Raw genomic sequence first — 25,254 nt, 5'->3', positions numbered from 1 at the left:
GGAGGTATGAAAAAAAGAACGTATATTGATCTAAGCCACATCATTGAAGACGGAGTTATCACACATAAAGGCTTGCCGGCACCGATCATTTGCGACTATTTAAGCCGAGAAGAGTCTAGAAAGCTTTATGAATCAGGCACTGAATTTCAAATCGGTAAAATTGAAATGGTCACGAATACCGGTACGTATATTGATGTGCCGTTTCACAGATACAAAGACGGAGCGGATTTAGCTCAAACGGCTATTGATAAAACAGCCGGGTTAGAAGGAATAGTCGTTTCAGTTGATCCGACTTTAAAAGCGATTGATGAATCTCATTTTCAACATGTAGATGTAAAAGACAAAGCGGTATTAATTCATACAGGATGGGATCGCTACTGGAATACAGACGATTATTTAGAAAATCATCCATACTTAACAGAAAGCGCGGCAGCTTATTTAGTGTCTCAACAGCCCGCTCTTGTTGGAATTGATTCGATGAATATTGATGATACAAAAGGAAAAGCAAGATCAGCTCATACGCTGCTGTTAGGGGCGGACATTGTGATTGCTGAGCACTTATGTCACTTAGATCAACTAACGGCGAAGTCCTTTTTATTTTACGCCGTGCCTCCTAAAATAAAAGGAGTTGGAACGTTTCCGGTAAGAGCATTTGCGGAGGTAGAAAGAAAATGATCCAGTTACATAGATATAGAGAAGTGCAGGAATTTAAAAACCAAGTAGAGCCGCTTTTATCAAAGAATGAAGTTCTTCATAACTTAGCGCTCGGCATTTTACACAGCTTGCAGGAAAACAGCAAACCAAATTTTATGGGTGTTATTTTAAAAGACAGCCGTGCTGCGCTTGTGTTGCTGCAAACCCATCCTAAGCAAATCATACTGTCTCACATACAGAAGCTAACGGAGGGTGAACTAAGCGAAGCGGCAGAGCTGCTACAAGAAATCGACATACCGGGTTTAGTTGGAGAAAGACAAATGGTTTTATATCTTTCTCAAAAGCTAGCAGATTTAAAAAATCAAGAAGCTTCTTTGAAAATGGATCAGCGCATTTATCGGTTAGACAAAGTAAAAAAAGCAGCGGATGCTGAAGGAGTGCTGGTAAAAGCAAGGTTGGAGCATCTTCCGCTCGTGACAGAATGGATTTGGGAGTTTATGGGCGTCATTGGAGAGCCTGTATCAAAAGAACAAGCTGCCAAAACAGGAGAAGCTTTTATTAAAGCTGGAAGGTTATTCCTATGGGAAGTGAATGGCAAGTATGTGTCGATTGCCAATGCTACGCGTCCAACGGCCCATAACATTACGATTAACTATGTGTACACACCTCTTGAAGAACGTAAAAAAGGCTATGCCTCAAGCTGTGTATCCACGCTTTCTCAGCTTATGCTAGACGAAGGATTTCAAACAACAAGTTTATACACAGATATGACAAATCCTACGTCTAACAAGATTTATATGGAGATTGGGTATGAACACGTAGCGGATTCAGCATTGGTTTTATTTCATGAAAAAAAGTAGCAGGCAGCCTGCTACTTTTTCTATTACTTAAGGTTTTTTAACTAAATTAACGTGATTTAACGTTTTGCTATCATCAAAAATGAATTCAAGATCATAGGCGCCGGCGTGATAGGTGTACTTCGTTTGAGTAGTACCCTCACCTTTTACTTTGCCTGTAAAGTTCGGCTGACCTAATTCTTTCTTTAAGTTAGCTTGGGTGATGGAGCCTAGATTTGTTTGACGCTCTACATTTGTACCAAAATAGCGGATTTCGTTAATGACGTTATTTTGATCATAGCCAAATGCGTATCCAGGGTGACCCATTTCCGCGTGATAGTAGTCAAAGTTGTTTGATGAACCTTCAGGCGGGGGACCGAACTGATCGCGAACGTCTTGACGCAGTGTTTTGCCAATTTTGAAGTCTGCCGTTAAGCGTGGCACTTCACCTTTTACTGCGGCGTTGTAAATTTCATTAATGTTTTTTACAGCTGTTTGACTTTGACTGCTTGTTTCTTGAGATGTAGCTGCATGTGCTGGTGTATCAAGCTGAGCGACAGGAGCAAATCCAAACGCAGCAATTCCTGTAATCGTTGCAGCCGCCGCTGCTTTTGATAGTCGTTGTTTCATTTTCATGATTTTTTCCTCCTATATATAACGATTTAGCAACCTCAGTCTACCTAAAAGAGCAGGTAGGCCAGAATAGTCAAGGAGTCTTAGTTGAGTTGGTAACTGATATATATAATGTAACACGTCTTTTAAAATGTAAACGTCAGGTAAAGTAAAAAGCAAAAAACGATTCATTTATCATAGGTTAAAAGATTGGTTTATATTCCTTTATTAGGTAAAAAACGTAATATAGAGAGGGTTCTAATGTTTTATAAAAAACTAGATAATAATTGTAAGTATGATACAATAAATCAAGTATTTGTTAAAAATACAATATTTATTTCTGGGGTTTTGATGTATGGAAAAAAATTTGATGAGAGGTACGCTTTTGTTAACAGCGTCTTCTTTGCTAACAAAAATTTTAGGTTTTATTTATATTATTCCGTTTACGGCCTTGGTGGGAACGTCAGGATACGCGCTTTATAAGTATGCATACGGTCCATACACCTTGATGCTAAGCTTGTCGACGATGGGTCTTCCGCTTGCTGTTTCAAAGTATATATCAAAATATAACGGTCTTGGAAACTACCGTGCTGGACAAGATCTATTAAAAGCAGGACTTCTATTAATGACGATAACGGGCATCATAGGCTTCTTAGTCCTCTATACGATGGCGCCGTGGCTTTCTGAGCTAGTGATTAACGGAAAAGATTCCTCAGGAAATAGTCAAAAAGACGTAGTATACGTGATTCGAATGGTGAGCTTTGCTTTAATTATTATCCCGCCTATGAGTCTATTACGAGGCTACTTTCAAGGTAACCAGTCCATGGGACCATCCGCGCTAAGTACAATTATTGAACAAATAGTGCGCGTGCTGTTTATTTTAGCAGGAGCATACGCTGTTATTCACCTTTTTCATAGCACGATGACAAAAGCTGTTGGAATCGGTACGTTTGGAGCGTTTGTTGGAGGCGTAGGGGGTATAGGAATTCTCGGTGCGACTTATCTAAAACGCAAGCGGCTGATTATGAAGGAAGTAAACAGCGGAAAGAATAATAAATTCATTTCGTTCTCTTCAATGTTCAAAGAGCTTGTGACGTACGCTGTTCCATTTGTCTTAGTTGGTTTAGCGATTCCAATCTATCAAAATATTGATACGTTTACGATTAACATCCTTTTTCAATCAATAGGGTATGGACAAGCTAAAGCCGAAATAATCAACTCTGTCATTGGATTAGCTCAGATTTTAGTGATGGTGCCGGTATCGCTAGCCACCGCCTTCAGCATGTCGCTGATTCCCGGCATTACATCTTCTTTTGTGCAGGGAAATTTACGAGAAGTAAAAGGAAAGATTACAAAAACGCTGCAACTGCTGTTATTTTTTACTCTTCCTGCTGCTGTGGGGCTTTGTTTATTAGGCAAGCCGGTATATATGATGATTTTTGGAGCAAAAAACAGTCCTGAAATCGGTGGAGTTGTTTTACAATGGTACGCGCCTGCTGCCGTTTTATTTGCTCTTTTTACAGTAACAGCCGCAATTCTCCAAGGAATTAATCAGCAAAAGAAGCTAATTTTAGGCTTGGGCTTAGGAATTGTTGTGAAGCTAGTATTAAACGTACTGTTGGTTTCAAGCTTAAAAGAAATTGGACCGGTTGTCGCGACTTACGGAGGGTATGGTGTATCGGTTATATATAACTTTTATTTAATTGAAAAATCCATTTCTTACCGAGTTCAATCACTGGGACAAGCTGCGTTGACACCTGTTTTATTAGTAAGTGTGATGTCAGCCGCTGTGATTATCGGCAATTATACTTCTCACTATTTTTTAGAAAATAAGCTGTCTGCATCTTCACTTGCAATTAGTACATCTTGTATTTCAATTGCTTTAGGTGCTGCCGTGTATCTAGGACTTGGCGTAAAAACAAGTTTAGGGCAATCCATTGTATTAAATAGAAGAAAAAGAATGTAAAGGAGAGAAAGTAGTGTCAAAACGATTTGTACTAACCGTAGCGGCTGGAGGATGTATAATAATTTCCGGCGCGCTGCTGCTATTAAATTGGGAAAGAGTGTTTGGAGATTATCGTCCCATTCAAACAGCAACAGCTGTATTCAAGTTAGAAGTGGGAAGTCAAGATGTAGCAAAGACTACGGATTCAGATGATGCTCTTCACTATATGGTTAAAAAAGGGCATTTAGATGAATATATTCAACTGATGAATGAAAAAGGCTATGTGTTAAAAGAAAAAGATATTAATCATAACCGACTTGTTTTTAACGATGGACAAGAGGATGAGCAAATTTACTACAAGCGCTTTGCTAGGAAGTATACGATGATTGATGGAGAAGGGTAAAAGCATTCACTGAGAATAACTACATACTAAAATCATTAAAAGAAAACACCACCTTGCGAATAAAAGGGGGTGTTTTTTAGTTAGGTTATCTTATCTTAGTTTCGCTCTTGCTATACCTGTTACGACCATACTAGTAATAAAAATAACTACGATTCCAACATTGGTTGGGGTATCAAAAAAGATTTTTGAAACCGCCAAAGCGATAATGAGTCCAATAGCTACTCCAGATAATTCTTTCATCAATTTCAACGTTAACACCTCTTAAAAAACATCACTCAGGAAAAGTCTAACATTCTTGGTAAAGTGTTTTCAATCGATAGTGGATTAACAAAAGAGATGTAATAAAAGTGCTCTGCTACACATGACCCTTCTAGAAGACTAGCTGACTTACCGTAAGCGCTTGCTAGGGGGCATACGATGATTATTAATTTATAAGGTTGATCTGTATTTTAGTAGACTAAAACCGTATAATCCTATCTGTTTTTATAGTTTTTTTGCGTAAAAAAGAAAAATAATATTGACAATTGTTAAAAAACTATTAATATTGACTATATTACATAAAACAAATAGCTATTGTTTTCCTTATCAAGAGAGGTGGAGGGACTGGCCCTGTGAAACCCGGCAACCGCTGTCTATGACAGAATGGTGCCAAATCCTTAAGAACAGTATGTTCTTGAAGATGAGGAAGAGACGTTTGGTTAACGAGCTCTTCCTTTATATAAAGGAAGAGCTTTTTTTATATTATAGGGGGAGTAAGTTAAATGAAGAGATTTCTTATTTTAGCAGTTGCGCTTGTACTACTCGTAACTGGCTGTCAGTCAAAAAGCACAAAAAGCAGCGGAAGTGAAGAGAAAGGAAAGAAGCGAATTGCTCTTGTTTTACCTGAAAAGATTGGAGTTAACCCGTTTTTTCAACAAATGGATGATGGAGCAAAACGCGCTGGAAAGAAGTATAACATTGATGTGAAGACAATTGAATCCACGGACCAAGCAGCCATTGAAAGTAATTTGCGTGCTGCCGTAGCAGAAAATTATGATTTGATTATTACATCTTCTTTTGAATCCGAAGATGCGTTGAAAAAAGTAGCTCAAGAAAACCCGCAGCGTCAATTTGCGATTATTGATACAGTGGTCGATTTACCAAATGTAAGAAGCGTTGTATTCCGTGAACAAGAAGCTTCATATTTATTAGGAGCAGCAGCAGGATTGGTTACAAAAACGAATAAAGTAGGAATGGTTGCAGCAGATGATATTCCATTATTAAAAAAATGGACGGTAAGCTTTAAAGAAGGATTACAATCAACAAACCCCAAAGCCGAGTTTCTAGTAAACTACGTTGGAAGCTTCTCTGATCCAGCTAAAGCAAAAGAACTTGCTATTTTACAGGCTTCAAAAGGAGCTGACTTTATCGCCGGAGCTTCAGCGGTAGGCGACTTGGGTGTATTTGAAGCAGCAAAAGAAAAGGGTTTTTATACGGCTGGCCAAGATATTGACCGTACGGAAGTAGATCCTGAGCATATCGTTTTATCGCAGTTAAAAGGATCTGATGCGGCTGCTTATGAAACGGTAGAAGCACTCGCAAATGACAAATTTAAATCGGGCGTAGTGACATACGGCTTAAAAGAAAAAGGTGTTGGGTTAACGTATGTGACTCAAGACAGCAAGACACCTCTTAATGACTTTGTAGGGCAAGATGTAATTGATCAATTAAAAGAAATTAAAGATTCGATTATTGATGGAAAAACCGTGGTAAAAGATCCGTTAGCCAAGTGAGTTGAAAAGAGAAGTCGAGTAAGGCTGGCTTCTCTTTCTTATTTTTGAAAAAATCCTAAAGTGGAAAGGAGCAATGAATGGAATGAGTGAGCTGCTGCAGTTAACGAATTTGACGAAAAAATACGGTTCGTTTTTAGCGAATGATAACGTGTCATTTACGCTGAAAAAAGGCGAGGTTCACGCGCTGGTTGGAGAAAATGGCGCTGGAAAAACGACGTTAATGAGGATGCTTTACGGAATGGAAAAGCCGAGTTCAGGAAGTATTCAGCTACATGGGAAAACCGTCTCGTTTTCATCTCCTGCAGATGCCATTAAAAACGGAATAGGCATGGTGCATCAGCATTTTATGGTTTTTCCTCATTTTACAGTGGCTGAAAACATAGTTTTGGGGCATGAGCCAAAGAAAGGCGTCTTTTTTAATAGAAGGCAGGCGAAAGCAGATGTACAGCAATTAACCGAAACGTATCAAATTTCAGTAGATGTTCATAAAAAAGTAAAGCATTGCTCGATTGGAGAACAGCAAAAAATTGAAATTTTAAAAGTGCTGTATCAAGGAGCAGAAATCATTATTTTAGACGAGCCTACCGCCGTTCTTACTCCTCATGAAGTGAAAGAACTATTAAAAACAATCCGTTTTTTAGCTTCTCAAGGTAAAAGTATCGTTATTATTACACATAAGCTGCAAGAAGTGATGGAAGTAGCGGACCGCATTACGGTTCTTCGAAATGGTAAAGTAGCCGGCGTCACAAATAAAGAAAATACTACCGCTCACCACTTAGCTAAGCTGATGGTAGGGAGAGAATTAAAAGAGCGTCCTGCAAGAATGCCATCAAAAGGAACCTCTCATTTAAACGTACAAAATCTCTTTCTAAAAGGAAAAGGACAAAAAAACGTATTGCAAAATGTGTCTCTTCACGTTTCTGCGGGCGAAATTGTCGGTATTGCAGGCGTGTCGGGAAATGGACAATCAGAGCTGCTTCAAGCCATTGCTGGATTAGTAGAAACAGATAGTGGCAGTATCAAACTTGGCGATGAGCACCTTACAGGGCGATCTGTGCGTGAAAGAAGAGAAGCAGGCATCGCTCATATTCCAGAAGACCGCTATATGTGGGGAGCCTCCAAAGACGATACGATTGAAGAAAATGCACTGATGGGCTATCAGTATAAACCTTCATTTTCAAAAATGGGCTGGTTAAAAAGAAAGATATTCAGTTCTAGTGTGAATGAATGGATAAACGAATTTTCGATTAAAGCCACTTCATCTAAGCAAAAAGCAGGAGAGCTGTCAGGGGGAAATCTGCAAAAATTGATTGTTGCCAGAGAGCTTGGCCAAAACACTTCTTTTCTACTTGCTGCTGAACCAACGCGAGGAGTGGATATTGGGGCAATGGAACGTATTCATGATGCCTTGATTCAAAAAAGGAATAATGGCTCCGCTATTTTACTTGTATCTTCGGAACTGTCGGAGATTATCTCCCTATCAGATCGAATTTTAGTTATGTACGAAGGCAGTATTGTCGGAGAGCTTACAAGGGAAGAAGCAACGGAAGAGAAACTAAGCATATTAATGGCAGGAGGAACGATAGAAGGTGATACAGTTGCAGAAACTTCTTAAATCATTAATCCAGCCGGTTATTGCAGTCATTTTTGGCTTAGCAGTAGGAGGCGTTATTATTTCCTTAACAGGTGGTTCGGTTCTTCAAACATATACAGAGCTCTGGAATGGAGCGTTTGGTAATTTTTATTTCTTCACCACTACGCTGGCTCGCGCTACGCCTATTCTTTTAATTGCGTTAGGTGTCGGGTTTGCTTTTAGGGCAGGTGTGTTTAATTTAGGAGGAGAAGGACAGATGGTCGTTGGAGCGATTAGCGCGGCGATTGTCGCTTATTACATACCCGCTCCGGGGATAGTCAAGCTTATAGCGGCTATTGCAGCTGCCGTTGTGGCAGGAGGTTTGCTTTCCGTTTTAGCCGGTTGGATGGAAGCCGCGTTTAAAATTCAGCTTGTCATTTCAACACTTTTGTTAAATTATATCGCTGTTTTATTTGCAAGCTATTTAGCAGGTCATCCGTTTCAAGATAAAACAGGCTCAGCTGCTCTCGCTCAAACGCCTATGATTGAGCAATCGGCTTGGCTTGGAAAAGTATTTCAAGGAATGCCTCTTCATATCGGATTTATCATTGCTCTAATCGGTGCGCTTCTGCTGTGGACGGTGCTTCGCTACTCTGTGTTTGGGTACGAAGTGAACGCATCCGGAAAAAATCCGTTGTTCGGGGCGTATGGAGGTATTCATCAAGTAAAAGTCATGCTGCTTAGTATGTTTATTAGCGGGAGCTTGGCTGGATTAGCTGGAGGATTTGAAGTTCTTGGTTCACAGTATCGTTTTGTAGACGGTGCGCTGACCGTTCCTGGATATGCGTGGACTGGAGTGATGGCTGCTTTGTTAGCAAACTCGAATCCGATCGGCATTGTTTTTACGTCTCTTTTACTTGCCGCTTTGCAAACAGGAGCGATGGGGCTGGAGCGTAATACAGAAATTCCGTTAGAAATTGCGAGTATTATGCAAGCTGTGCTCATTCTATTTATCTCAGCAAAATTCACAAAGCAGTGGTGGAGAGCAAAAAAGAAAGGAGCTGATATTCGTGGAGCTGCTTGATTGGTCACTGTTAAATGCAACGTTACGAATGGTTGCGCCTATTTTATTAGCGGCGCTGGGCGGGATGCTTTGCGCGCGCGTAGGCATATTTAATGTAGGGCTAGAAGGTCTGATTTTGATTGGAGCTTTTAGCGGGGTTGCCGGCAACTATTATACTCATAATGTCTTTTTTGCGATCGTGATTGCTGCTGGAGCAAGCTTGCTTTTTGCGTTGCTGTTTGGAATGATGGTCGTGGTGTTTAAAGCGAACGAAATTGTGGTTGGGGTGTCTATTAATTTTTTAGCACTGGGCTTAACGACCTTTTTACTCCGGACAATTTTTCATACAAAAGGTGCTTATTACGATAAAAACATGCACGGAATAGGCACATGGGATATTCCTTTGATTAAAGATATACCTGTCATCGGCGAAATTATTTCAGGACAGTCGCCGCTTGTCTATTTTGCTTTTATAGCAACTATTGCTTTTTATATCTTCTTTTATCGAACAATTTTCGGTTTTCGGCTCCTAGCAGTAGGTTACAATCAAGTAGCAGCAAGTACGCTTGGTTTAAAAGCGATCAGATATCAGCTGTTTGCGATTGCAGCATGCGGAATCCTGTGCGGGATTGCCGGGGCGCAGCTTTCATTAGGACAAGTGACGATGTTCTCAGAAGGTATGACTTCAGGGCGTGGATTTATTGCACTTGTTGCGATGATGCTCGGTCAGTCTCATCCGCTCGGTATTTTAGCATCAAGTATACTTTTTGGCTTAATGGATGCGGTGAGCACACGACTGCAAGGTTTTTCAATACCGACCGAGTTTACGATGATGGTCCCTTACGTGCTGACATTAGCAGCGATGTTTTTCTTGCGGGATAAAGGAGTCGAAACGAATCAAACAAGTCAGCAAAGTGCACGCTGATAAAAAAATAAAGAGGTGGTACCTATGAACAAAGCAGACCGTATTAAACGAATGAAAACACCAGAAATTGATCCAAAGTATGAAGGACGAGTGCCTCCGGGGCAAGTAGTGACAGAGCGCTTTCCGATTTTACATGAAGGCGACGTGCCGGAGTATAACTTAGAGGAGTGGACGCTTCGAGTGTTTGGATTAGTAAACAAGGAAGTAACGCTTTCGTATCAAGATATATTGGACATGCCGCAAACGACGGTGAAATGTGATATTCACTGCGTAACGAGATGGACAAGGCTTGATAATGAATTTACGGGCGTGCTGTTTACAGACTTTTTAAAAGCAGTTGGCGTGGAGTTAAAAAGTAAATACATCATGCTGCACGGAGATCATGACTATACGTCAAATATTGAAGTGAAAGATTTACTGAGAGACGATATTCTTCTCGCTCATTCCTTTAACGGAGAGCCGCTTACACCTAAGCATGGATATCCGCTGCGATTAATTGTTCCTCATTTGTACTTTTGGAAAAGTGTCAAATGGCTTCGAGGCTTTGAAGCCATTGATGAAAACCATCCTGGCTTTTGGGAGCAAAACGGCTTTCATCTTAGAGGAGATCCATTTAAAGAAGAGCGTTTTTCTGGAGAAGATTTAGGCATTCCAGAAGATGAGTGGGTACATAAAGACTATGATTAATAAAAATGCCTATGCGCGCGCATAGGCATTTTGTCAGCGCTGGCGGTTTAATTCCCACACAACGTGGCGAAGTTCAGGCAAAATTAGTTTGGTCATAGCTAGGCGAACAGCACCGCTTGATCCTGGTGTAGAAAAAACGGCTTTTTCGTTAATCGTCCCGGCAATTGCCCGGCTCATAATCGCTGCGCTGCCAATATCTTCGGTGTAGCTAAGCATGCGAAACAGCTCGCCAAACCCAACGATTTCTTTATGAATCAGCGCTTGAACGGCTTCAATCGTAACGTCTCGTTTGGTAATGCCAGTCCCACCGTTTGTGAGAACAACGTCAATGTCCTCAGCACTGCATCCGGCAAGTAGCGCTTGTTGAATCGACGTTTGGTCGTCTTTTACAATTTCATAGGAAGCGACCTGCATGTCGTGTTCTTTCAGAAGTTGGATCATTAGCGCGCCGCTTTTATCGGTTTCTTTTGTACGTGTATCGGATACCGTAATGACTTTGCAGCGAACGGGCTGAGTTGCTTTGGATTTATGTTCATGTACGCTCATTATGTACCTCCTTTACGCTTTCGTACGCTTGTAGTCACCATTTTTGCCGCCTGATTTTTCAAGCAGATACGTTTCGCCGATAATCATGCCTTTATCAATGGCTTTGCACATATCATAAACGGTTAGAGCGCAGGCAGAAGCGGCAGTTAAAGCTTCCATTTCAACGCCCGTGGAGCCTTCGGTTTTAACAGTTGCTTCTATTACTAAACGGTACTGATCATTGCTTGTATCCCAGTCAAATGAAAGGTTTACGCCTTTTAATAAAAGAGGGTGACACATCGGAATAATGTCAGACGTGCGTTTTGCTGCCATGATTCCCGCTACTTGTGCGACAGCAAGAACGTCGCCTTTTCCGATCTTATGTTCTACAATGGCTTCGTGAATTTCTTTGTTAACAAGTATGCTTGAACGAGCGGTTGCAACGCGGCGAGTGATAGATTTTTCGCTAATATCGACCATGTTGGCACGGCCTTGGTCATTAAAATGTGTAAAAGAAGACATCGGTGTTTTCATCCTTTTTCAGTAAATTTTGTTGTATGATAGAAATAGTGAGATATGCTATGATTTTACACCATAGCGTAAAAAGTGAACAGACATAAAGGAAGTGAAGAATGTATGTTAGAAAGCAGAACACCTATTTCAATTCCTGAAGCAATTGAAAAAGTCATGACATATAAAAGAAAAGGAAGCATCGAACGCGTATCGATCACCGAAAGCTACGGACGCTATTTAGGAGAAGATATTATCGCTGATCAAAACGTTCCTCATTTTAATAAATCGCTTTATGACGGCTTTGCGGTTCGAGCGCAAGACTGCGTAGAAGTCTCAAGTGAACATCCTGTGGAGTTCGAAGTAGTAGGTGAAATCGGTGCAGGCTCTGTTTTTGAAGAAGAACTAAAGCCGTTTCAAGCAGTGCGTATTATGACAGGAGCGCAAGTGCCTCATTCATGTGATGCGGTTGTAATGCTTGAAGTAACGAAGTCGTATGAAAAAGAAGGCAAATCGTATATGGCGTTAAGCCGTCCTGCTTCAAAGTGGGAACACATTGCGTTAAAAGGAGAAGAAACAAAAAAAGGAGACGTGCTTGTTTCAAAAGGGACGCGAATTAATCCAGGCGTCACCGCTTTTTTAGCTACGTTTGGCTATGCGGATGTAGCCGTGGTGAAGCAGCCGGTGGTTGGCGTGTTAACAACAGGAAGCGAACTGCTTGATGTGAACGAGCCGCTAGAACCAGGAAAAATCCGCAACAGCAACTCCTATATGGCACTCGCGCAAATCGTAAGAAGCGGGGGAATTCCGAAATATTTAGGGAAGCTTGAAGATGATTTTGACCGCTGCTATGAAGCGGTAGAAAAAGCGCTTGAAGAAGTGGATATTCTATTAACGACCGGCGGCGTATCCGTTGGCGACTATGATTATTTGCCGGCTATTTACGAAAAGCTTGGTGCGAACGTGCTGTTTAACAAAATTGCGATGAGACCGGGAAGCGTCACAACAGTCGCAGAACGAAACGGACAGCTGCTGTTTGGACTATCAGGAAATCCATCTGCTTGCTATGTCGGGTTTGAACTGTTTGTTCGTCCGATTGTTCGTAGCTTTTTACATTCACCAGCGCCTTATTTACATAAAACAAAAGCGGTATTAAACGGCCGTTTCAAAGAACCTAATGCTTTTACGCGAATGGTGCGAGGAGAGATTTCAGACCAAGGCGGAAAGCTTGTTGTGACGCCTGTTGGCATGGACAAGTCAGGGGCCATTTCATCATTAGCTGCAGCAAACGCGCTGATTGTTCTTCCAGGTGGAGAGCATGGGTATGATAAAGGAACAGAAGTGAACGTGCTGCATCTTGAAAACGAAGGCACGAGTTCGCTTTGGGTATAAAAATAGTAGTCTGCTTATTGCTTGTCCTTTTTTTCAATAAGAACTTGAAGCAGCCTCGGCATTGGCAAGCGAGGCTGCTTTTTTGTAAGGGTTCATTTATACGTATCGCAGCATAAATGACTACTAGATTTTAACATGTTTTTAAATGTAAATACTACTTTTGATGTGCTTTAACGGGTGTATAAAAGGTTTGCTTTTTATGCGAGAGTTCTTCATTTCTATCGAAATGAAATATTGTTAAATCAGGGGTGTATAAAAAAGCCCATAAAACGAATAACACCCTATCGAAAACCTCTTGTGCGCCAAGGGTTCTTTTTTTGATGTGTACTGGAAAGAGTGTTTATGTAAACCAGGAATGAATTATACATTTTTCTCCTTAATTGAAATTGGATGTGTTAACATAAAAATAGATATTATTAGGAGGATTTAAATTTGAAGTTTAGACAACTCAGTTTAGTCATCGTATTTAGTTGTATATTGATTCTTCTTGCTAGCTGTAGTGAAGAAGATAAGACTTTACGCTTTGAAGGGGAAAGTGAGAATTGGAAGTCTCAGTATTTTTTAACTCAAGATAAAGATAGGGAAAATGGTGAAGGAAGCATTATTTATAAAGGACCCAATAAAGATAATATTGGAGAAGTTACATATAAAATTGAAGGTAGTTATGGCAGTATCGATGTAACTTCAACACCAGTGGATGGCAAAATGGGTATCAATGATGCTTGTGAAGGGTGTGCAAAACAAGATAGTTCTGATCCCTTTCATGTAACTATCAAATGGGACGGTAAAACAGAAGAATTTGATTTAAAAGCAAAATAAAAGGTGGTGAAAGAGAAACTTCTTTCACCACCTTTTATTTTTACTACCTAGAATGGTAATTACGGTAACTACTCGTGTATAGGCCATATCTAAAATACACTAATTTATTAATTAATATATTCGATGTTTAAATTTCTTCTTTTTCTACTGTTCTCGCACTAATAATTCTGTTCTTATGTGTTTCTCCCCAGTCTTTCATAAGTAAAATGATTGGTTCGAGAGATCTTCCAAATTCGGTTAGGGAGTACTCTACTTTTGGAGGAATTTCTTTATAGATCTCACGGTGAACAATCCCGTCCTTTTCTAATTCTCTTAATTGCAAGGTCAGCATCCGCTGGGTAATGGCAGGATATAGTTTTCGGAATTCATTAAAACGTTTCTTTCCATCGATAAGGTGATAAAGTATAATCCCTTTCCATTTTCCCCCTATTACGTCTAATGTGGTTTCGACCGGGCACCCGACTTTAGTGGGGGGGTAATCAAATCCCATTTTTTGGTTTCTCATCCATTTTCACTCCCTGTAGTATACAGTTTTATACTATGTTTAATTAATGTGCGTACTTCTTCTAATTTATTACAAAATATACAATATAATCATACCGAAAATAACAAGGAGGTCTAGATATGAAAACATTAGTGCTTATTGCACATCCAAATATTGAATCTTCCCGAGTAAATAAAAAGTGGAAGGAATCAGTTTTGAATGAAACGGATCTAACAGTTCATGACCTTTATGAAACATATTGTGATCAGCCTATTAATGTGGAATTTGAACAACAGCTGCTTCTTGCCCATGATCGTATTGTTTTTCAGTTTCCACTGTACTGGTATAGCAGTCCGCCACTTTTAAAACAGTGGTTTGATGAAGTGTTTACCTTTGGCTGGGCTCATGGTCCTGGCGGAACGAAGCTGATAGGAAAGGAGTGGGTATTGGCTATTTCTATCGGTTCACCTGAACATTCTTATCAAGCAGGCGGGTATAATTTATTTTCGGTAAGTGAATTAACAAAGCCGTTCCAAGCATCTGCTAGTTTAGTGGGGATGAGTTATCTTCCTCCTTTTGTCGAGTATCGTGCAAATAAAATCAATGACTATGATATCATTCAAAGTTCAATTCGCTATGTAAAGCATAGTACAAATACAGAATTAAATCCGAAAATTCGCCTTCGTAACTATTTGAAACAGCTAGCCGAATAATGTGTGAGGAACTGACTTTATAGAATATTTAATTTTAATTTTATGGGAAATGAGACGGTAGATCATTTACTATTTAGAAGTATTGGATATCTTGAGGATGACGCGTATAAAGATATGTAAAAAAGTTGAAGATAAAATTAATTATCACTTTTTTTAACGCAGAAAAAGCTCCCTATTTCCGTAGGGAGCTTTTCTGCTAGGAGAATTATTTCTCACATAGTCGATACGTTGCGGTATCTTGAGTAGTTTAAGCAAAAAGTGGAATATTATTCGCTTTTTAACTTACAGCTTTTAATTTTAATCTTGCTTTAGAGTTCAAGCTCCATAAACTAAGTAATATGGTCATTAACCCAAGTACGACGCTAGACCAAAGCACCCCGTCTGTTAATGAATAAATAAAGGGGAAAAGAATAAACCATAATCCGGTAATGAGCGAAATCCAATTTTGCCATGAATTCCATCCGGGTTTAGTAACTCCCCAAAAAGACATAATCACTTGAAGGCTTCCAAATACAATACTTGCTGAAGTAGCTCCCGCATCGTATGAAAAACCAAGCATCCAGGGGGCAATAACAAACCAAATACCGATTACAGCGTTAATAAAACCTCTTGTTTTCACCATTATCCCTCCTCGATATATGACACTCTTTATGCTGTCATTACTAAACTATATGTTTGTAAGGGACGTGTGTTGAGTATTCTTCAACGCCTGTTGAGATTTTTTCAACTTTTAATATAGGAACAAGCACTTGTGTTGATGAGTTCTCATAAGATGTTTCAAAATCAAATATAAGAAAGAGAGTGGAAAACGAATGTACTATTGCGTTACTTGCTGCAGATTGCAAAATGAAAATGTTATTAAGAGTACGCTGTTTGAAAATGGATTTTATATAGATCCATTTTTAGGAGAGAAAATTCCTTTAGGTATGTGCGCGCATAGATGTAACTATGAGTCATACAAGCCAGGTGAAAAAGAAAAAATCATCAAAAAGATTGTGCCAAAGGAATTATTTAAATTAAAGAAAGCAATAGAGTATTTACCTGCTCATCGTTCAGAAAAAGTTCCGTTTTCACAATAAATAAGGGCATACGGCGTTCAGTTCCCTTAATAAAACTCAGTTTTTATTCCGTAAGTTGATTCATTACCAGTTGTACAGCTATTGCATCGTCTAAATAGCCGATTGGAAAGACATAGTCTGGGATAATATCGGTAGGCAAAATAAAATACAGTAGCGCACTTCCCAATATTGAGCGCTTGGCAGCTGATGTTTTTTCATCACAATATTCAAGATACATTTGCTTTAATTGATCAATAAAGGTTCCGACGCTGCCGACTTGCTCTATTTTGGTTTGAAAGTTATTACAAATCATGCTGTGTCCTTCGTCTGTTTGTGCATATTGCTTATATTTTGTTAGTTCTTGTTCGACACGTTCAATCGTAAAGTTTGTATCTAATATATTAAAAGATTTAAGTATTTCTTGAATTTTATCAATGGAGTAATGAATACCTGTTTCTAATTCATTTTCTGTATTGTTTGAAGCAGCTCCGGCAGGGTCAATTAATGCTTCAAGAGGAGTATTTAAATAGTGTGCAAATTGTTTTAAATGATGTAGATTTGCTTGCTGTTTTCCATTTATAATCCGTGAGATAGTTGCTGTATCAATCCCCGTAAGTGAGCTAAGTTTCCGCATAGATAAAGTATTTTCCTTTAATAAAGACCTCAATAACAAACCAAGACTTTGATCATTTTGGGTGTTAGACATAGCGATTCACCTCTTCATATTTTTCAACGCGCAGTGATTCTTTTATTGAAGGTTTATCAACAATATATGCAACAAATAAGCAAATCTCCTCAACATTATCAACAAAAGGAGAATACAAAATGGAATGGTTATTCATATTAGGTTTTGCATTATCATCGAGTATAGATAACTTCGGTGTAGGAATATCATACGGAGTTCGAAAGGTAAGGATAAAAGGGCTTTCTAATTTACTGATAGCGGCTATTTGTTTCCTCTTTAGCATGGTGGGGATTACGTTTGGAAGATGGATTTCAACCATCTTGCCAGGAGTGTTCCATGTTATTGTAGCCGTCGTATTATTAACGCTAATTGGGGTTCGTATTATTTTATTAGTTGTATCCCAAAGAAATAACGGAAGTGATGAAATAGATAGTGGTGGTCAAGAAAACGTACGATATATTGGTTGGATCGAAAGCAGTGTCCTAGGTGTTGCACTTTCAGCAAATGCACTTACAAACGGCCTGGGAGCGGGCTTACTTGGTTTATCACCTTTGGCTATTTCGCTTACATCAGCCTTTGGCAGTTTTATCACCGTATGGATAGGAGTAATGGTGGGGGAAAAAGCAGCAAATGTTCACATTGGGAAATTTACCTTGAGTCAATTTGGAACGTTAATAAGTGGGGTTACGATTTTAATTGTAGCCTTTGCGCAAATATTTTAAAAGAAAAGGCGCTACTTGCTAAAACAAGTGGTGTTTTTTCTTTGTATTTTGTAGCAACTAGTTTTAAATAGGTTATACAAAGTAAAAAATAAATGGCTAATACTCCTATCAATGCTGCATGAGAATTTATTTTAATGAAAGGATAAGTAAACTTAAGTCTGTCATTATTTTTTATTAGGTTTTAATCATATTCAAAAAGGGTATAGTATCCTTTAGTCAAGGCCTCAGAATAACTGTCTCACCTCAAAATAAAGGCTAGAACATCCAGCTTTGACAGACAAGAGTGCGAAGCGTAGAATCGTTCTAATAGATAGACAGTTTACTAGTTTAAGCATTTTTAAAATTAGGTTGATCTTATATAAGGGAGCGTACACACTTGAAGAATCAGTTTGCTCAATTGATAGAGAATAATGAAAGCGTTCATATTTACTATAATATTGACGATATGAGAAGTTACGTAGACAATCTTGTGTCTTATATTGTTTCGGGGGTTGAACAGGAGAGACATACGTTAGTGATAGAAAGTGAAAGACTAATTCCGCTGATTTTCAAAAGATTAGAGGGGATTTTAACTAAAGACCAATTAACATATATACATACCATTAATAATTTTGATTATTACTGTTCAAGTGGAAGTTTTCAGCCTGCCATAATTTTTGAACATCTTTCTAAACATTTAGATCCTTTCTATAAAAACAATACATCTTTTCAAATATGGGCTCATGTAGAATGGGGACAGCAAGAAGGAATCATACCTATTTTAGAAGAGTTTGAAAATGAAGCAGACACCTTAGTAACCGAAGGCGGATTATATTTAGTATGCGCGTATGATGAAGAGAGAGTACCAGAAGCTCTGAAACTCGCTTTAATGAAATGCCATCCATACTTAATTTTAGAAAACAAAATTAGGTCATCTGATTTATATATAATGACAGATGCAGTGTAATTAATAGTGTGCTTGAGCTTTTATTCTTGAAAAACAAAGGTAAATAGAGAACAAATAAAGAGCCTTATTTAAGGCTCTTTGTTTGTTGTTTCCACAGAGTATGGATACCATATACCGAATCTTCAATTAAAATCTCTATCCCTTAAAATGAAGTTTTTCCGTATCTGCTCTGTTTCATTTTCCATAACTTCTGGATAGTGCCTAGATAAGACATTAGCTAAACTTTCTTCTTTAGGTATATGCAAAAAACGTGAATATACTTCCGTACCGCTTGGTAGCTCATCTTCTTCACACAAGAGAAAGGCATCTAAACTCTCAATCAATTGGAAGTTCACAGTCTGGTCATAAACGTTGATATAGCTATCTTCATATTCTTTTGCTTTCTTTTCTGCAATTTCATAGGCTTGGTCAAATGATCGGGCTTTAATTAATAAAATACTTTCTTCAAATATCTGATGTTCTTCATAATTTTCGTCAATCTTTTCTATATTAGGTTTATCCACTATTAAGTACTTATAAAGAACCTTTACGCCATACCACTGGAAGTCTAACTCTTCGCTATTAGTTGTTTTCATATCAACTCTCCATTCTTAACTAAAGGAACTATAATAATTAATTTTATCATCGTATTCTTTATTGGATTTCTTACTTATATACCTAAGTTTGTATGTCGTGTTCATCCACTAACCTATGATAAAATGGAAATATAATCAAGGTATTTCTATATATTAGGGGGATGTAAAATGGAGTATATTGATCAAATAACAAATGCGGCGGTGAATGGAGAAAGTGAAGAGATAAAAGCGTTATTAAATAAAGAGCCATCTTTACTTAACGCTTTTAATTCAGATGGGTGGACGCCTTTACATTTAGCTTGTTATTTTGGGCAAGTGGATAGCGCTAAGTTATTGTTGTCGCTAGGGGCGGATATTCATATTAAGGCTAAAAATTCGAATGAAAACATGCCTCTTCATGGAGCAGTAGCAAATAAGCAAATTCAAGCTGCAGACTTGTTGCTTACAAAAGGCGCAGATGTAAATGCAAAACAAAGCGGTGGATGGACGAGCCTTCATGAAGCCTCGTTGCTAGGAGATGAAAATATGATTAAACTTCTCATCGAAAAAGGTGCAGATATTGAGATACAAAAAGGTGATGGGAAAACACCTTTAGAGGTTGCAGTAGAGAAAAAACAAGAGAGCGCAGTTCATTTGCTTACTCAGTATTTAAATAATAAAGCTTAATATAGAGTAGGAAATTCTATTTTAAATAAATTAGCGGAAGTTTACATGAAGGAGAGGGAACGCCTATCATCATTTGGTTTCGCCACTTGCCACAAATAAGCATGAACTTTTCTGAATGGACGCCTTTTATCCAGAATAAGTGGTATCGAAAACACTATATGAAGTTTGTATATTTACTTCAAATTATTATTCTATTGATACCTTATTTCTTTGGAGCAGGCTTTACTCACACAAATCTATTTTATCTCATCATAATAGGTATCGTTGTCTTTGTTATTCACGAATGGCTACACGTTTTAGTCGTATATAAAAAAGGTGACATGAGCTTGACATTTAGCGGGATATTTTTCTGGCTCAATACAAATGCAACTCTATCTAAAACGAGATATTGGATCTTTATGAGCTTGCCTTTTCTTGTATTATCGGTAGTTCCAGCTATTACGTCGTTCTATGTATCAGGAAACATCAAATCAATCTTATTATTTGTATGCTGGATAAATGCATTCATTTCTGGCTCGGATATCTATAATTCATTTTTAATTGCGATTAAACCGAAGAACTCGTTTTTTTGCAGAGGTTATTATCAAGTGAAGTAGTAGGACAGGGGTCTAGTTGTATTAATACCTAAAAAGGAGCACTTATAGTAATTAGGTGCTCTTTTTGTGCTGATAATCGGTTTTATACTAGTTCATTTCGCATAACATATCTCTGTTAAAACAGTACCCTGAAGGTATGTTAAAATGTAATTATAAGGAAGAAGAGGTGAATATAGTTATGTTGACTGCAGTAGCTGTAACTGTTTCTATTTTGGCGTTAGCTTGGGTTACTGGACAAAGAGAACAACGCCAGTAACTTTATATATTATTTATATATAGAATTGAGATGGTTATATAAATGAGCAAAAGAAATGTTTTAGTCAAATTGATGTTCTTTTTGGGATCATTTTCTATTATAATTTTTGGGTTTGTTTTAAAACAAGGATTAACAGGACTACTTTTATCGGCTGCTTGTATTATATCCGCAGGGTTTTTAATGAAAACTTGAGTTACAAAAAGAAGGGGAAATTAACGCAGCTTAGCTTTTGCTTCTTTCTCCTTCTTATAAAGTACTACGGTGACTACATTTAAATATTGTACACAGTGTAAAAATGGAAATAACTATTTAATAAGTGAAAAAAACATAATTATGTTAATATATAACTATATTTGTTTTTTGGTGGTGAAATAGATGGATAATCGAAGCTTGGGATTAGTTCTAGTCGGTACAGGAACAGTCTTTTTGATTTTGACTTTAACATTACATATTACGGGATTACTATATGGTGTTATTTTAGGTAGCAGCATCGTATTAAATGTTTCAGGTGCAGGTATACTTATGAAGTCTATAGCTGATAAAAAGCTGGCTAATCTGTAGAGGCCTTATAAAGTAAGGTCTTTTTTTTATGAATTTTATGATGGGATTTATTTTATGAGTATGTTTGGAGGTATCCTACTTTGGAAATGAACTTTTTTTGGTTAGCGTTAGGATTAGCTGCCCTTGGTTATTTTATAGGCGATGGTTTAAAGAATTTCAGCAAACCTCAAAGAAAATCAAAATATCCTTATTTGATTAAAGAAAAAGATCTACACTATCACTTTCACTTAAGCAAAGGTGAAATTGAAGAACTGTTAACTAAATATCCCGGAGCTCCAAAGATAGAGCTGAAAGGGACTACCTATTATCCGTATCATCAATTCGTTGACTGGCTGTCGTCTAATGAAATTTATAAGGTGTAAAGGAGAGGAAGCATTTAGTCTTTAAAGGCTAGATGCTTCTTTTTTGAAGGTTGGATTCTAATGCCATCGTCACTAAAAATAAACGCTATATCACTAAAAAAATAATTTAACCTTATTAAGATTCACCATTAAAAAGTGCAAAAGTAGAACCGTTTGGAAATATAAAAATTCATGCATGTCATCCTTAGCTGGTTTATCTTTGCTTGAAATTATTGCAGCATTACATAAACCTTCAATTTTAGGTAATAATATTTCCGAAACTATAGTTTGAGGAGAAAATTACATGCGTAAGTATAAAAGAAAATTGATCATTTCTTTAAGTGTACTAATTTTCCCATGGTTAACCGCGCCTTTTATAGGAACAAAATCATTTGTCCGCTTTTTGCCTGTAGCTACTTTCGCTAACCTATTCATCATTGTGTTTACCGTCATTGCCAATCAGAAAAAATGGTTTAGAAACAACAATCCTTTATTTCCTAAAGCTCCGATAGATTTCACTTATATTTTAGGTCCGCACTTAATAGGAACGCTTTGGATATTTAAGCTAACGTACGGCTCCTTTCTAAAATACATACTTGCCAATACGGTGTTAGACTGGTTTAATATTTTTCCTTTTGGCGGTGCCTTGAAAAAAGCGAGTATATTTAAAATGAAAAGGATGTCGCCAAGCATGTACTGGGGAATGACTACGGTTTTAGCCGTTGTTTTATATGGATATCAGTACATCGTGGAAAAAGTGATTAGGCAAACAAATGATTCTCAATCAAGATTACAAACGCTTAAAGCAAATATCCAAAAAAGACCTTCCAATAGCTGAAGGTCTTCTTTTATTTCTGTGGGGATTATGACGTATTTATTTAACTCTTTTTATTTTCCATAATAAGTTTGCAAGGAAGGCACTAAAAAAGCCAATAGAAATTAAACAAAAACCAATTTGATACAAGATGAAATTCCAGCTGTCTCCAAAAGAAAAAAGTGTGATTCTCCCTGATTCTATAATATCAACACTAATAAATAAGGAAACGGTAATAAAATATATTAAAAAGAACTTACTGTAGAAATAGCTTTTATAATCACTGCTCAATTTGCTCACCTCAACTTAATTTTACGGCCAGTTTATCTATATGTTTATTGTTTTAATTAAAAGGGGCCTAATTCAGGAAAATAATTATCATGAATTATAGCAAAGGCAGTTCTTTGTACTGCGGAGAAGGTACATGATGATAACTGAAAGTACATACCGTATTTATAAATTATAATTTTTCATCTATATTTAATTCTGAATATTTGAATTTATTTATATTTAAAATTGCTATAATAGATAGTAATAAAAATAGAAAGAGAGGCAGAAATATGTTTAATCAATATCCTATTGGGAAACTTACGGTGAAAGAAAATATTCAGAAAGAAGATATTCAAGGGTGGATTCATGACATTGGAGATGCCCCAAAGCAATTAGCTGATGCTGTAGAAGGACTGACAAAAGAACAATTAGCCACGCCTTACCGAGAAGGCGGTTGGACATTAAGTCAAGTTGTCCATCATTTAGCTGACTCACATATGAATGCTTATACTCGTTTTAAACTAGGCTTAACAGAGCAAGCGCCTACTATTAAGGCCTATGATGAAGTGGCTTGGTCAACTCTGCCTGATAATGATTTACCGATAGAAGTTTCTTTTCAACTTTTTTCAGCTTTACATAAGCGTCTTCATAAAGTGTTGAACTCACTTGATGAAATAGATCTAAAGAAAACGATCCACCACCCTGAAAACGGGGAAGTGACGATTGAACAATTAATAGCGACTTACGCTTGGCATGGAAAGCATCATATTGCTCATGTTACCACATTAAGAAATCAAAAAGGATGGTAGAAAGGCATTTAACATATGTTAGAACCAAAAAAGCTCTTTTTAAAAGTTTTTTGGTTCTAATAAATGACATTATGCTAATTAAAGAGTATACAGCTTAAAAACAGAAAAACCCCCTCAATGTGTCAAGGAAGTTATCTCTAATCCTAAATAGTAATATCATTCATTCTGTATCTCCATATTATAGTGGACGGTGCTGCCTTATTTTTATAAGCCATCAGATCTGACTTTTGAAACACCTAAGGCAAGGTTTTTCCACAAAGTTTGTTCAATTATTTCGGCATCTACCGTATGACAATCCACAATGAGTATGACTTCTGAATGTTTGCCACGCAGAAGTCGTTGATTTTTCCTGATTACTTTAAATATAAATAGTTTAATTCCCAGTCCTAAGATAAATCCGATAAAAGCACTAATAATTCCCCAATAAATAGGTCCCCAGCTTAGTTTAAAGCCAATGCTTGCACCAATGACGGAAAAGGCTGTGGCTAAAGCCATTCCTAAATCAATAAGAGAAACTCCATCTGCTCGATGAAGGCTATCAAAAATCCGTCGATTTTCTGTTCGATTATTAAGAGGAACAATAAATATATCCTCTTTCTTTATCCCTTTTCTTTCTAGATCCGAAACAGCTAACTCTATGTAACTGGAGTATTCAAATGTAGAAAAAATCTGCATGTTTTCACTCCACCTTTTTTCCTTTCATAATACAAAAGCTTGGATGTTGATACGTTTTCTCGAAGAAATTTTTTTGCTCTCTTTCCACAAGTTTATTGTTCTCAACAGTATTCATGTAGGAATCAAAAGTAGCAAAACCATATAGAGAAGGGAAAAATAACAACCATTCTCTATTTAAAACTGAAGTAGCCTGTTTTATTTCTCCTAAAAATAGCAGAGAAATCCCTTCAAGCAGGTGAGAGTAATAAAAGAAAATGACTGCCCAAATGATAACAAAGAAAGCACCAATGATCCGATGAATATAAAGTTGTCCTAGACCTGGCATCAAAAAGGACCAGGCAACCGACAAGATGGGATTCCGTTTATCTAAATAGTTTATTTCCATGGCTCCTATACTAAAGGAGTTGAACCGATGATTTTCTCTTTCAGCTAACACGTATATTTTATTTAAATCAACGGTTGTTCGGTAACTATCCCATATAGCAAAAATATAAACGGGAATATAAATAAGAAGCCATCTTGTATTAAGCACGTCTTTGGCCATATCAATGTTTCCTTGAAAAGAATAAATCATTGCTAAATTTACATGAGATTTAAGGTTTATGACGACCTCCCATATAAATAACACAAAGCCGCGAAGATATTTAGACAGTAGCAAGTGTCCAAACCCAGGAAAAGCTGCTGACCACCAAGCAACAATATAGGGGTTTCTTAAATGAATTTGAGTCGTTCCAAATATACTAACATGAGCAATATAGCGTCTTGCAGTATTGTCATTTTTATAATTATTCATATACGATCTCCTATGGTTTGGAAGGAAATATGCTTTTTATACCTATCATTCATATTTAATATGGTCTTGTTTACTTATTTTATGCAATCCATTGATATACACTTAATCTTTGTCAAAATGGAGAATTTGTTGATAAGAAAAAGCTCTTTATTTTTCGATAGAGAGCTTTTTTACATGTTGTTTCTAACAATTGGTATTATGTTAATAAAGAGGTGGTTAGATGCTTCATGGCGTCTTGATTGGTTTGTTCAAGATATAGAAATATATTCAACTTTATGGCATTGGACATATTGGGTTGCTTTCAAATAGTCAGGTTAACGGGTACATAAAAGAAGGGCTGAATGGCGACGGACAAAATACAAACTAATTATTTTTCAGGTGGACAAGGCAGGCTCGCCTTTTATATATTTGGGATTAGACCGTTTGCCTTTGTGTTTCACCAGTATGGACCTGATGAAACACACCCGAAGTCACAGTATCTCCCGCATCAAAATAGAGTAGACTGCTAAAAGTACCTCGGTTAATTGAGGTACTTTTTTAGGTTTTTGTACAAAGAATCGATGATTAAAAACCG

The 25,254-nt window shown here is 37.5% G+C and carries 32 protein-coding genes, 1 pseudogene and 1 riboswitch; of the genes and pseudogenes, 23 read left to right on the top strand and 10 right to left on the bottom strand.

Annotated elements, in window-relative coordinates; all coding sequences use genetic code 11:
• Window positions 1-6 precede the first annotated feature (6 nt).
• Entirely contained in the window at window positions 7-675 is a 669-nt protein-coding gene (locus ACFX40_RS06590; protein WP_377254588.1) for a cyclase family protein, read from the top strand.
• On the top strand, window positions 672-1,514 hold the full coding sequence (locus tag ACFX40_RS06585; protein ID WP_098334100.1) for a GNAT family N-acetyltransferase: 843 nt from the start codon (window positions 672-674) through the stop codon (window positions 1,512-1,514). The genes ACFX40_RS06590 and ACFX40_RS06585 overlap by 4 nt, the downstream gene beginning before the upstream one ends.
• A 27-nt stretch (window positions 1,515-1,541) precedes the next feature.
• Here the strand turns inward: ACFX40_RS06585 and ACFX40_RS06580 are convergent, their stop codons facing one another.
• On the bottom strand, window positions 1,542-2,126 hold the full coding sequence (locus ACFX40_RS06580; RefSeq protein WP_098791987.1) for a YjgB family protein: 585 nt from the start codon (window positions 2,124-2,126) through the stop codon (window positions 1,542-1,544).
• 331 nt (window positions 2,127-2,457) lie between these two features.
• Here ACFX40_RS06580 and ACFX40_RS06575 point away from each other — a divergent pair, with 331 nt between their 5' ends.
• Together ACFX40_RS06575 and ACFX40_RS06570 are read left to right on the top strand one after the other, a co-directional pair.
• Window positions 2,458-4,068 carry a putative polysaccharide biosynthesis protein gene (locus ACFX40_RS06575; RefSeq protein WP_377254585.1) on the top strand — a complete coding sequence of 537 codons (1,611 nt, stop codon included), beginning with the start codon at window positions 2,458-2,460 and terminating at the stop codon, window positions 4,066-4,068.
• Between the two features lie 13 nt (window positions 4,069-4,081).
• Window positions 4,082-4,450 (top strand): hypothetical protein, encoded by a 369-nt coding sequence (locus ACFX40_RS06570; protein ID WP_098966656.1) that lies wholly within the window; start codon window positions 4,082-4,084, stop codon window positions 4,448-4,450.
• 90 nt (window positions 4,451-4,540) lie between these two features.
• On the opposite strand, the gene ACFX40_RS06565 is transcribed toward ACFX40_RS06570, so the two are convergent.
• Window positions 4,541-4,699: a hypothetical protein gene (locus tag ACFX40_RS06565; RefSeq protein ID WP_176550097.1), complete on the bottom strand. Its 159-nt coding sequence runs from the start codon at window positions 4,697-4,699 to the stop codon at window positions 4,541-4,543.
• Between the two features lie 330 nt (window positions 4,700-5,029).
• Window positions 5,030-5,136: riboswitch (SAM riboswitch) on the top strand.
• A gap of 75 nt (window positions 5,137-5,211) precedes the next feature.
• Between ACFX40_RS06565 and ACFX40_RS06560 the strand changes: the two genes are divergently transcribed.
• From ACFX40_RS06560 to ACFX40_RS06540, 5 genes are all read left to right on the top strand, one after another.
• Window positions 5,212-6,222, top strand: coding sequence for a BMP family lipoprotein (locus tag ACFX40_RS06560; protein ID WP_195782231.1), 1,011 nt, complete (start codon window positions 5,212-5,214; stop codon window positions 6,220-6,222).
• A gap of 82 nt (window positions 6,223-6,304) precedes the next feature.
• Complete coding sequence (locus ACFX40_RS06555) at window positions 6,305-7,837, top strand: ABC transporter ATP-binding protein (protein ID WP_377255003.1); 1,533 nt, start codon at window positions 6,305-6,307, stop codon at window positions 7,835-7,837.
• Window positions 7,812-8,879 (top strand): ABC transporter permease, encoded by a 1,068-nt coding sequence (locus ACFX40_RS06550; RefSeq protein ID WP_377254582.1) that lies wholly within the window; start codon window positions 7,812-7,814, stop codon window positions 8,877-8,879. The genes ACFX40_RS06555 and ACFX40_RS06550 overlap by 26 nt, the downstream gene beginning before the upstream one ends.
• Window positions 8,866-9,783 carry an ABC transporter permease gene (locus ACFX40_RS06545; RefSeq protein WP_377237798.1) on the top strand — a complete coding sequence of 306 codons (918 nt, stop codon included), beginning with the start codon at window positions 8,866-8,868 and terminating at the stop codon, window positions 9,781-9,783. Before ACFX40_RS06550 ends, ACFX40_RS06545 begins: the two co-directional genes overlap by 14 nt.
• 24 nt (window positions 9,784-9,807) lie before the next feature.
• Window positions 9,808-10,470 carry a sulfite oxidase-like oxidoreductase gene (locus ACFX40_RS06540; RefSeq protein WP_082178510.1) on the top strand — a complete coding sequence of 221 codons (663 nt, stop codon included), beginning with the start codon at window positions 9,808-9,810 and terminating at the stop codon, window positions 10,468-10,470.
• Between the two features lie 33 nt (window positions 10,471-10,503).
• Here the strand turns inward: ACFX40_RS06540 and ACFX40_RS06535 are convergent, their stop codons facing one another.
• Window positions 10,504-11,016, bottom strand: coding sequence for a MogA/MoaB family molybdenum cofactor biosynthesis protein (locus ACFX40_RS06535; protein ID WP_377237797.1), 513 nt, complete (start codon window positions 11,014-11,016; stop codon window positions 10,504-10,506).
• A gap of 12 nt (window positions 11,017-11,028) precedes the next feature.
• Window positions 11,029-11,517: a cyclic pyranopterin monophosphate synthase MoaC gene (moaC, locus tag ACFX40_RS06530; protein ID WP_377237796.1), complete on the bottom strand. Its 489-nt coding sequence runs from the start codon at window positions 11,515-11,517 to the stop codon at window positions 11,029-11,031.
• A gap of 114 nt (window positions 11,518-11,631) precedes the next feature.
• On the opposite strand from moaC, the gene ACFX40_RS06525 reads away from it, so the two are divergent.
• Window positions 11,632-12,897, top strand: coding sequence for a molybdopterin molybdotransferase MoeA (locus ACFX40_RS06525; protein WP_377237795.1), 1,266 nt, complete (start codon window positions 11,632-11,634; stop codon window positions 12,895-12,897).
• Window positions 12,898-13,329: 432 nt separating this feature from the next.
• Window positions 13,330-13,716 carry a hypothetical protein gene (locus ACFX40_RS06520; RefSeq protein ID WP_121945795.1) on the top strand — a complete coding sequence of 129 codons (387 nt, stop codon included), beginning with the start codon at window positions 13,330-13,332 and terminating at the stop codon, window positions 13,714-13,716.
• Window positions 13,717-13,843: 127 nt separating this feature from the next.
• Here ACFX40_RS06520 and ACFX40_RS06515 read toward each other — a convergent pair whose 3' ends face one another.
• On the bottom strand, window positions 13,844-14,221 hold the full coding sequence (locus tag ACFX40_RS06515) for a winged helix-turn-helix transcriptional regulator (RefSeq protein ID WP_060747240.1): 378 nt from the start codon (window positions 14,219-14,221) through the stop codon (window positions 13,844-13,846).
• Window positions 14,222-14,340: 119 nt separating this feature from the next.
• Between ACFX40_RS06515 and ACFX40_RS06510 the strand changes: the two genes are divergently transcribed.
• On the top strand, window positions 14,341-14,913 hold the full coding sequence (locus ACFX40_RS06510) for an NAD(P)H-dependent oxidoreductase (protein WP_377254579.1): 573 nt from the start codon (window positions 14,341-14,343) through the stop codon (window positions 14,911-14,913).
• Between the two features lie 277 nt (window positions 14,914-15,190).
• Here the strand turns inward: ACFX40_RS06510 and ACFX40_RS06505 are convergent, their stop codons facing one another.
• Entirely contained in the window at window positions 15,191-15,535 is a 345-nt protein-coding gene (locus ACFX40_RS06505; RefSeq protein ID WP_377254577.1) for an SPW repeat domain-containing protein, read from the bottom strand.
• Window positions 15,536-15,725: 190 nt separating this feature from the next.
• Between ACFX40_RS06505 and ACFX40_RS06500 the strand changes: the two genes are divergently transcribed.
• Complete coding sequence (locus ACFX40_RS06500) at window positions 15,726-15,992, top strand: DUF3973 domain-containing protein (RefSeq protein WP_377254574.1); 267 nt, start codon at window positions 15,726-15,728, stop codon at window positions 15,990-15,992.
• A 43-nt stretch (window positions 15,993-16,035) separates the two neighbouring features.
• On the opposite strand, the gene ACFX40_RS06495 is transcribed toward ACFX40_RS06500, so the two are convergent.
• Window positions 16,036-16,677: a DUF1232 domain-containing protein gene (locus ACFX40_RS06495; RefSeq protein WP_377254571.1), complete on the bottom strand. Its 642-nt coding sequence runs from the start codon at window positions 16,675-16,677 to the stop codon at window positions 16,036-16,038.
• Between the two features lie 119 nt (window positions 16,678-16,796).
• Between ACFX40_RS06495 and ACFX40_RS06490 the strand changes: the two genes are divergently transcribed.
• Window positions 16,797-17,378, top strand: a complete 582-nt coding sequence (locus ACFX40_RS06490; protein ID WP_377254568.1) for a manganese efflux pump — start codon at window positions 16,797-16,799, stop codon at window positions 17,376-17,378.
• Between the two features lie 376 nt (window positions 17,379-17,754).
• Window positions 17,755-18,324 (top strand): MEDS domain-containing protein, encoded by a 570-nt coding sequence (locus ACFX40_RS06485; protein ID WP_377237792.1) that lies wholly within the window; start codon window positions 17,755-17,757, stop codon window positions 18,322-18,324.
• Window positions 18,325-18,446: 122 nt separating this feature from the next.
• Here the strand turns inward: ACFX40_RS06485 and ACFX40_RS06480 are convergent, their stop codons facing one another.
• The gene (locus ACFX40_RS06480; protein ID WP_377254565.1) at window positions 18,447-18,899 is read right to left on the bottom strand and encodes a DUF4288 domain-containing protein; all 453 of its coding nucleotides are present in this window, start codon (window positions 18,897-18,899) and stop codon (window positions 18,447-18,449) included.
• Window positions 18,900-19,067: 168 nt separating this feature from the next.
• Here ACFX40_RS06480 and ACFX40_RS06475 point away from each other — a divergent pair, with 168 nt between their 5' ends.
• The 6 genes from ACFX40_RS06475 (at window position 19,068) to ACFX40_RS06450 (ending at window position 23,212) form a co-directional block, all read left to right on the top strand.
• Complete coding sequence (locus tag ACFX40_RS06475) at window positions 19,068-19,565, top strand: ankyrin repeat domain-containing protein (protein ID WP_377254562.1); 498 nt, start codon at window positions 19,068-19,070, stop codon at window positions 19,563-19,565.
• Window positions 19,566-19,666: 101 nt separating this feature from the next.
• On the top strand, window positions 19,667-20,161 hold the full coding sequence (locus ACFX40_RS06470; RefSeq protein WP_377255000.1) for a DUF3267 domain-containing protein: 495 nt from the start codon (window positions 19,667-19,669) through the stop codon (window positions 20,159-20,161).
• A gap of 631 nt (window positions 20,162-20,792) precedes the next feature.
• Window positions 20,793-20,978, top strand: coding sequence for a hypothetical protein (locus ACFX40_RS06465; protein WP_377237789.1), 186 nt, complete (start codon window positions 20,793-20,795; stop codon window positions 20,976-20,978).
• Between the two features lie 80 nt (window positions 20,979-21,058).
• Window positions 21,059-21,340: a hypothetical protein gene (locus ACFX40_RS06460; RefSeq protein WP_025749994.1), complete on the top strand. Its 282-nt coding sequence runs from the start codon at window positions 21,059-21,061 to the stop codon at window positions 21,338-21,340.
• Between the two features lie 283 nt (window positions 21,341-21,623).
• Complete coding sequence (locus tag ACFX40_RS06455) at window positions 21,624-22,157, top strand: hypothetical protein (protein ID WP_377254559.1); 534 nt, start codon at window positions 21,624-21,626, stop codon at window positions 22,155-22,157.
• 536 nt (window positions 22,158-22,693) lie between these two features.
• Window positions 22,694-23,212 carry a YfiT family bacillithiol transferase gene (locus ACFX40_RS06450; RefSeq protein WP_377254556.1) on the top strand — a complete coding sequence of 173 codons (519 nt, stop codon included), beginning with the start codon at window positions 22,694-22,696 and terminating at the stop codon, window positions 23,210-23,212.
• Window positions 23,213-23,416: 204 nt separating this feature from the next.
• On the opposite strand, the gene ACFX40_RS06445 is transcribed toward ACFX40_RS06450, so the two are convergent.
• Complete coding sequence (locus ACFX40_RS06445) at window positions 23,417-23,887, bottom strand: hypothetical protein (protein ID WP_377254553.1); 471 nt, start codon at window positions 23,885-23,887, stop codon at window positions 23,417-23,419.
• 4 nt (window positions 23,888-23,891) lie between these two features.
• Complete coding sequence (locus ACFX40_RS06440) at window positions 23,892-24,680, bottom strand: hypothetical protein (protein WP_377254550.1); 789 nt, start codon at window positions 24,678-24,680, stop codon at window positions 23,892-23,894.
• Between the two features lie 265 nt (window positions 24,681-24,945).
• On the opposite strand from ACFX40_RS06440, the pseudogene ACFX40_RS06435 reads away from it, so the two are divergent.
• Both ACFX40_RS06435 and ACFX40_RS06430 read left to right on the top strand, forming a co-directional pair.
• A pseudogene (locus ACFX40_RS06435) lies at window positions 24,946-25,047 on the top strand (esterase); the annotation flags it as partial.
• Complete coding sequence (locus ACFX40_RS06430) at window positions 25,022-25,189, top strand: hypothetical protein (protein WP_165592302.1); 168 nt, start codon at window positions 25,022-25,024, stop codon at window positions 25,187-25,189. The pseudogene ACFX40_RS06435 and the gene ACFX40_RS06430, both read left to right, overlap by 26 nt.
• Window positions 25,190-25,254: the final 65 nt, after the last annotated feature.

The organism is Priestia sp. YIM B13552, from assembly GCF_042787775.1.
Taxonomy (GTDB): Bacteria; Bacillota; Bacilli; order Bacillales; family Bacillaceae_H; genus Priestia; species Priestia megaterium_E.
Note: the sequence above shows the minus strand (reverse complement) of the source record. Positions and strands in the feature narration are given on the sequence as shown.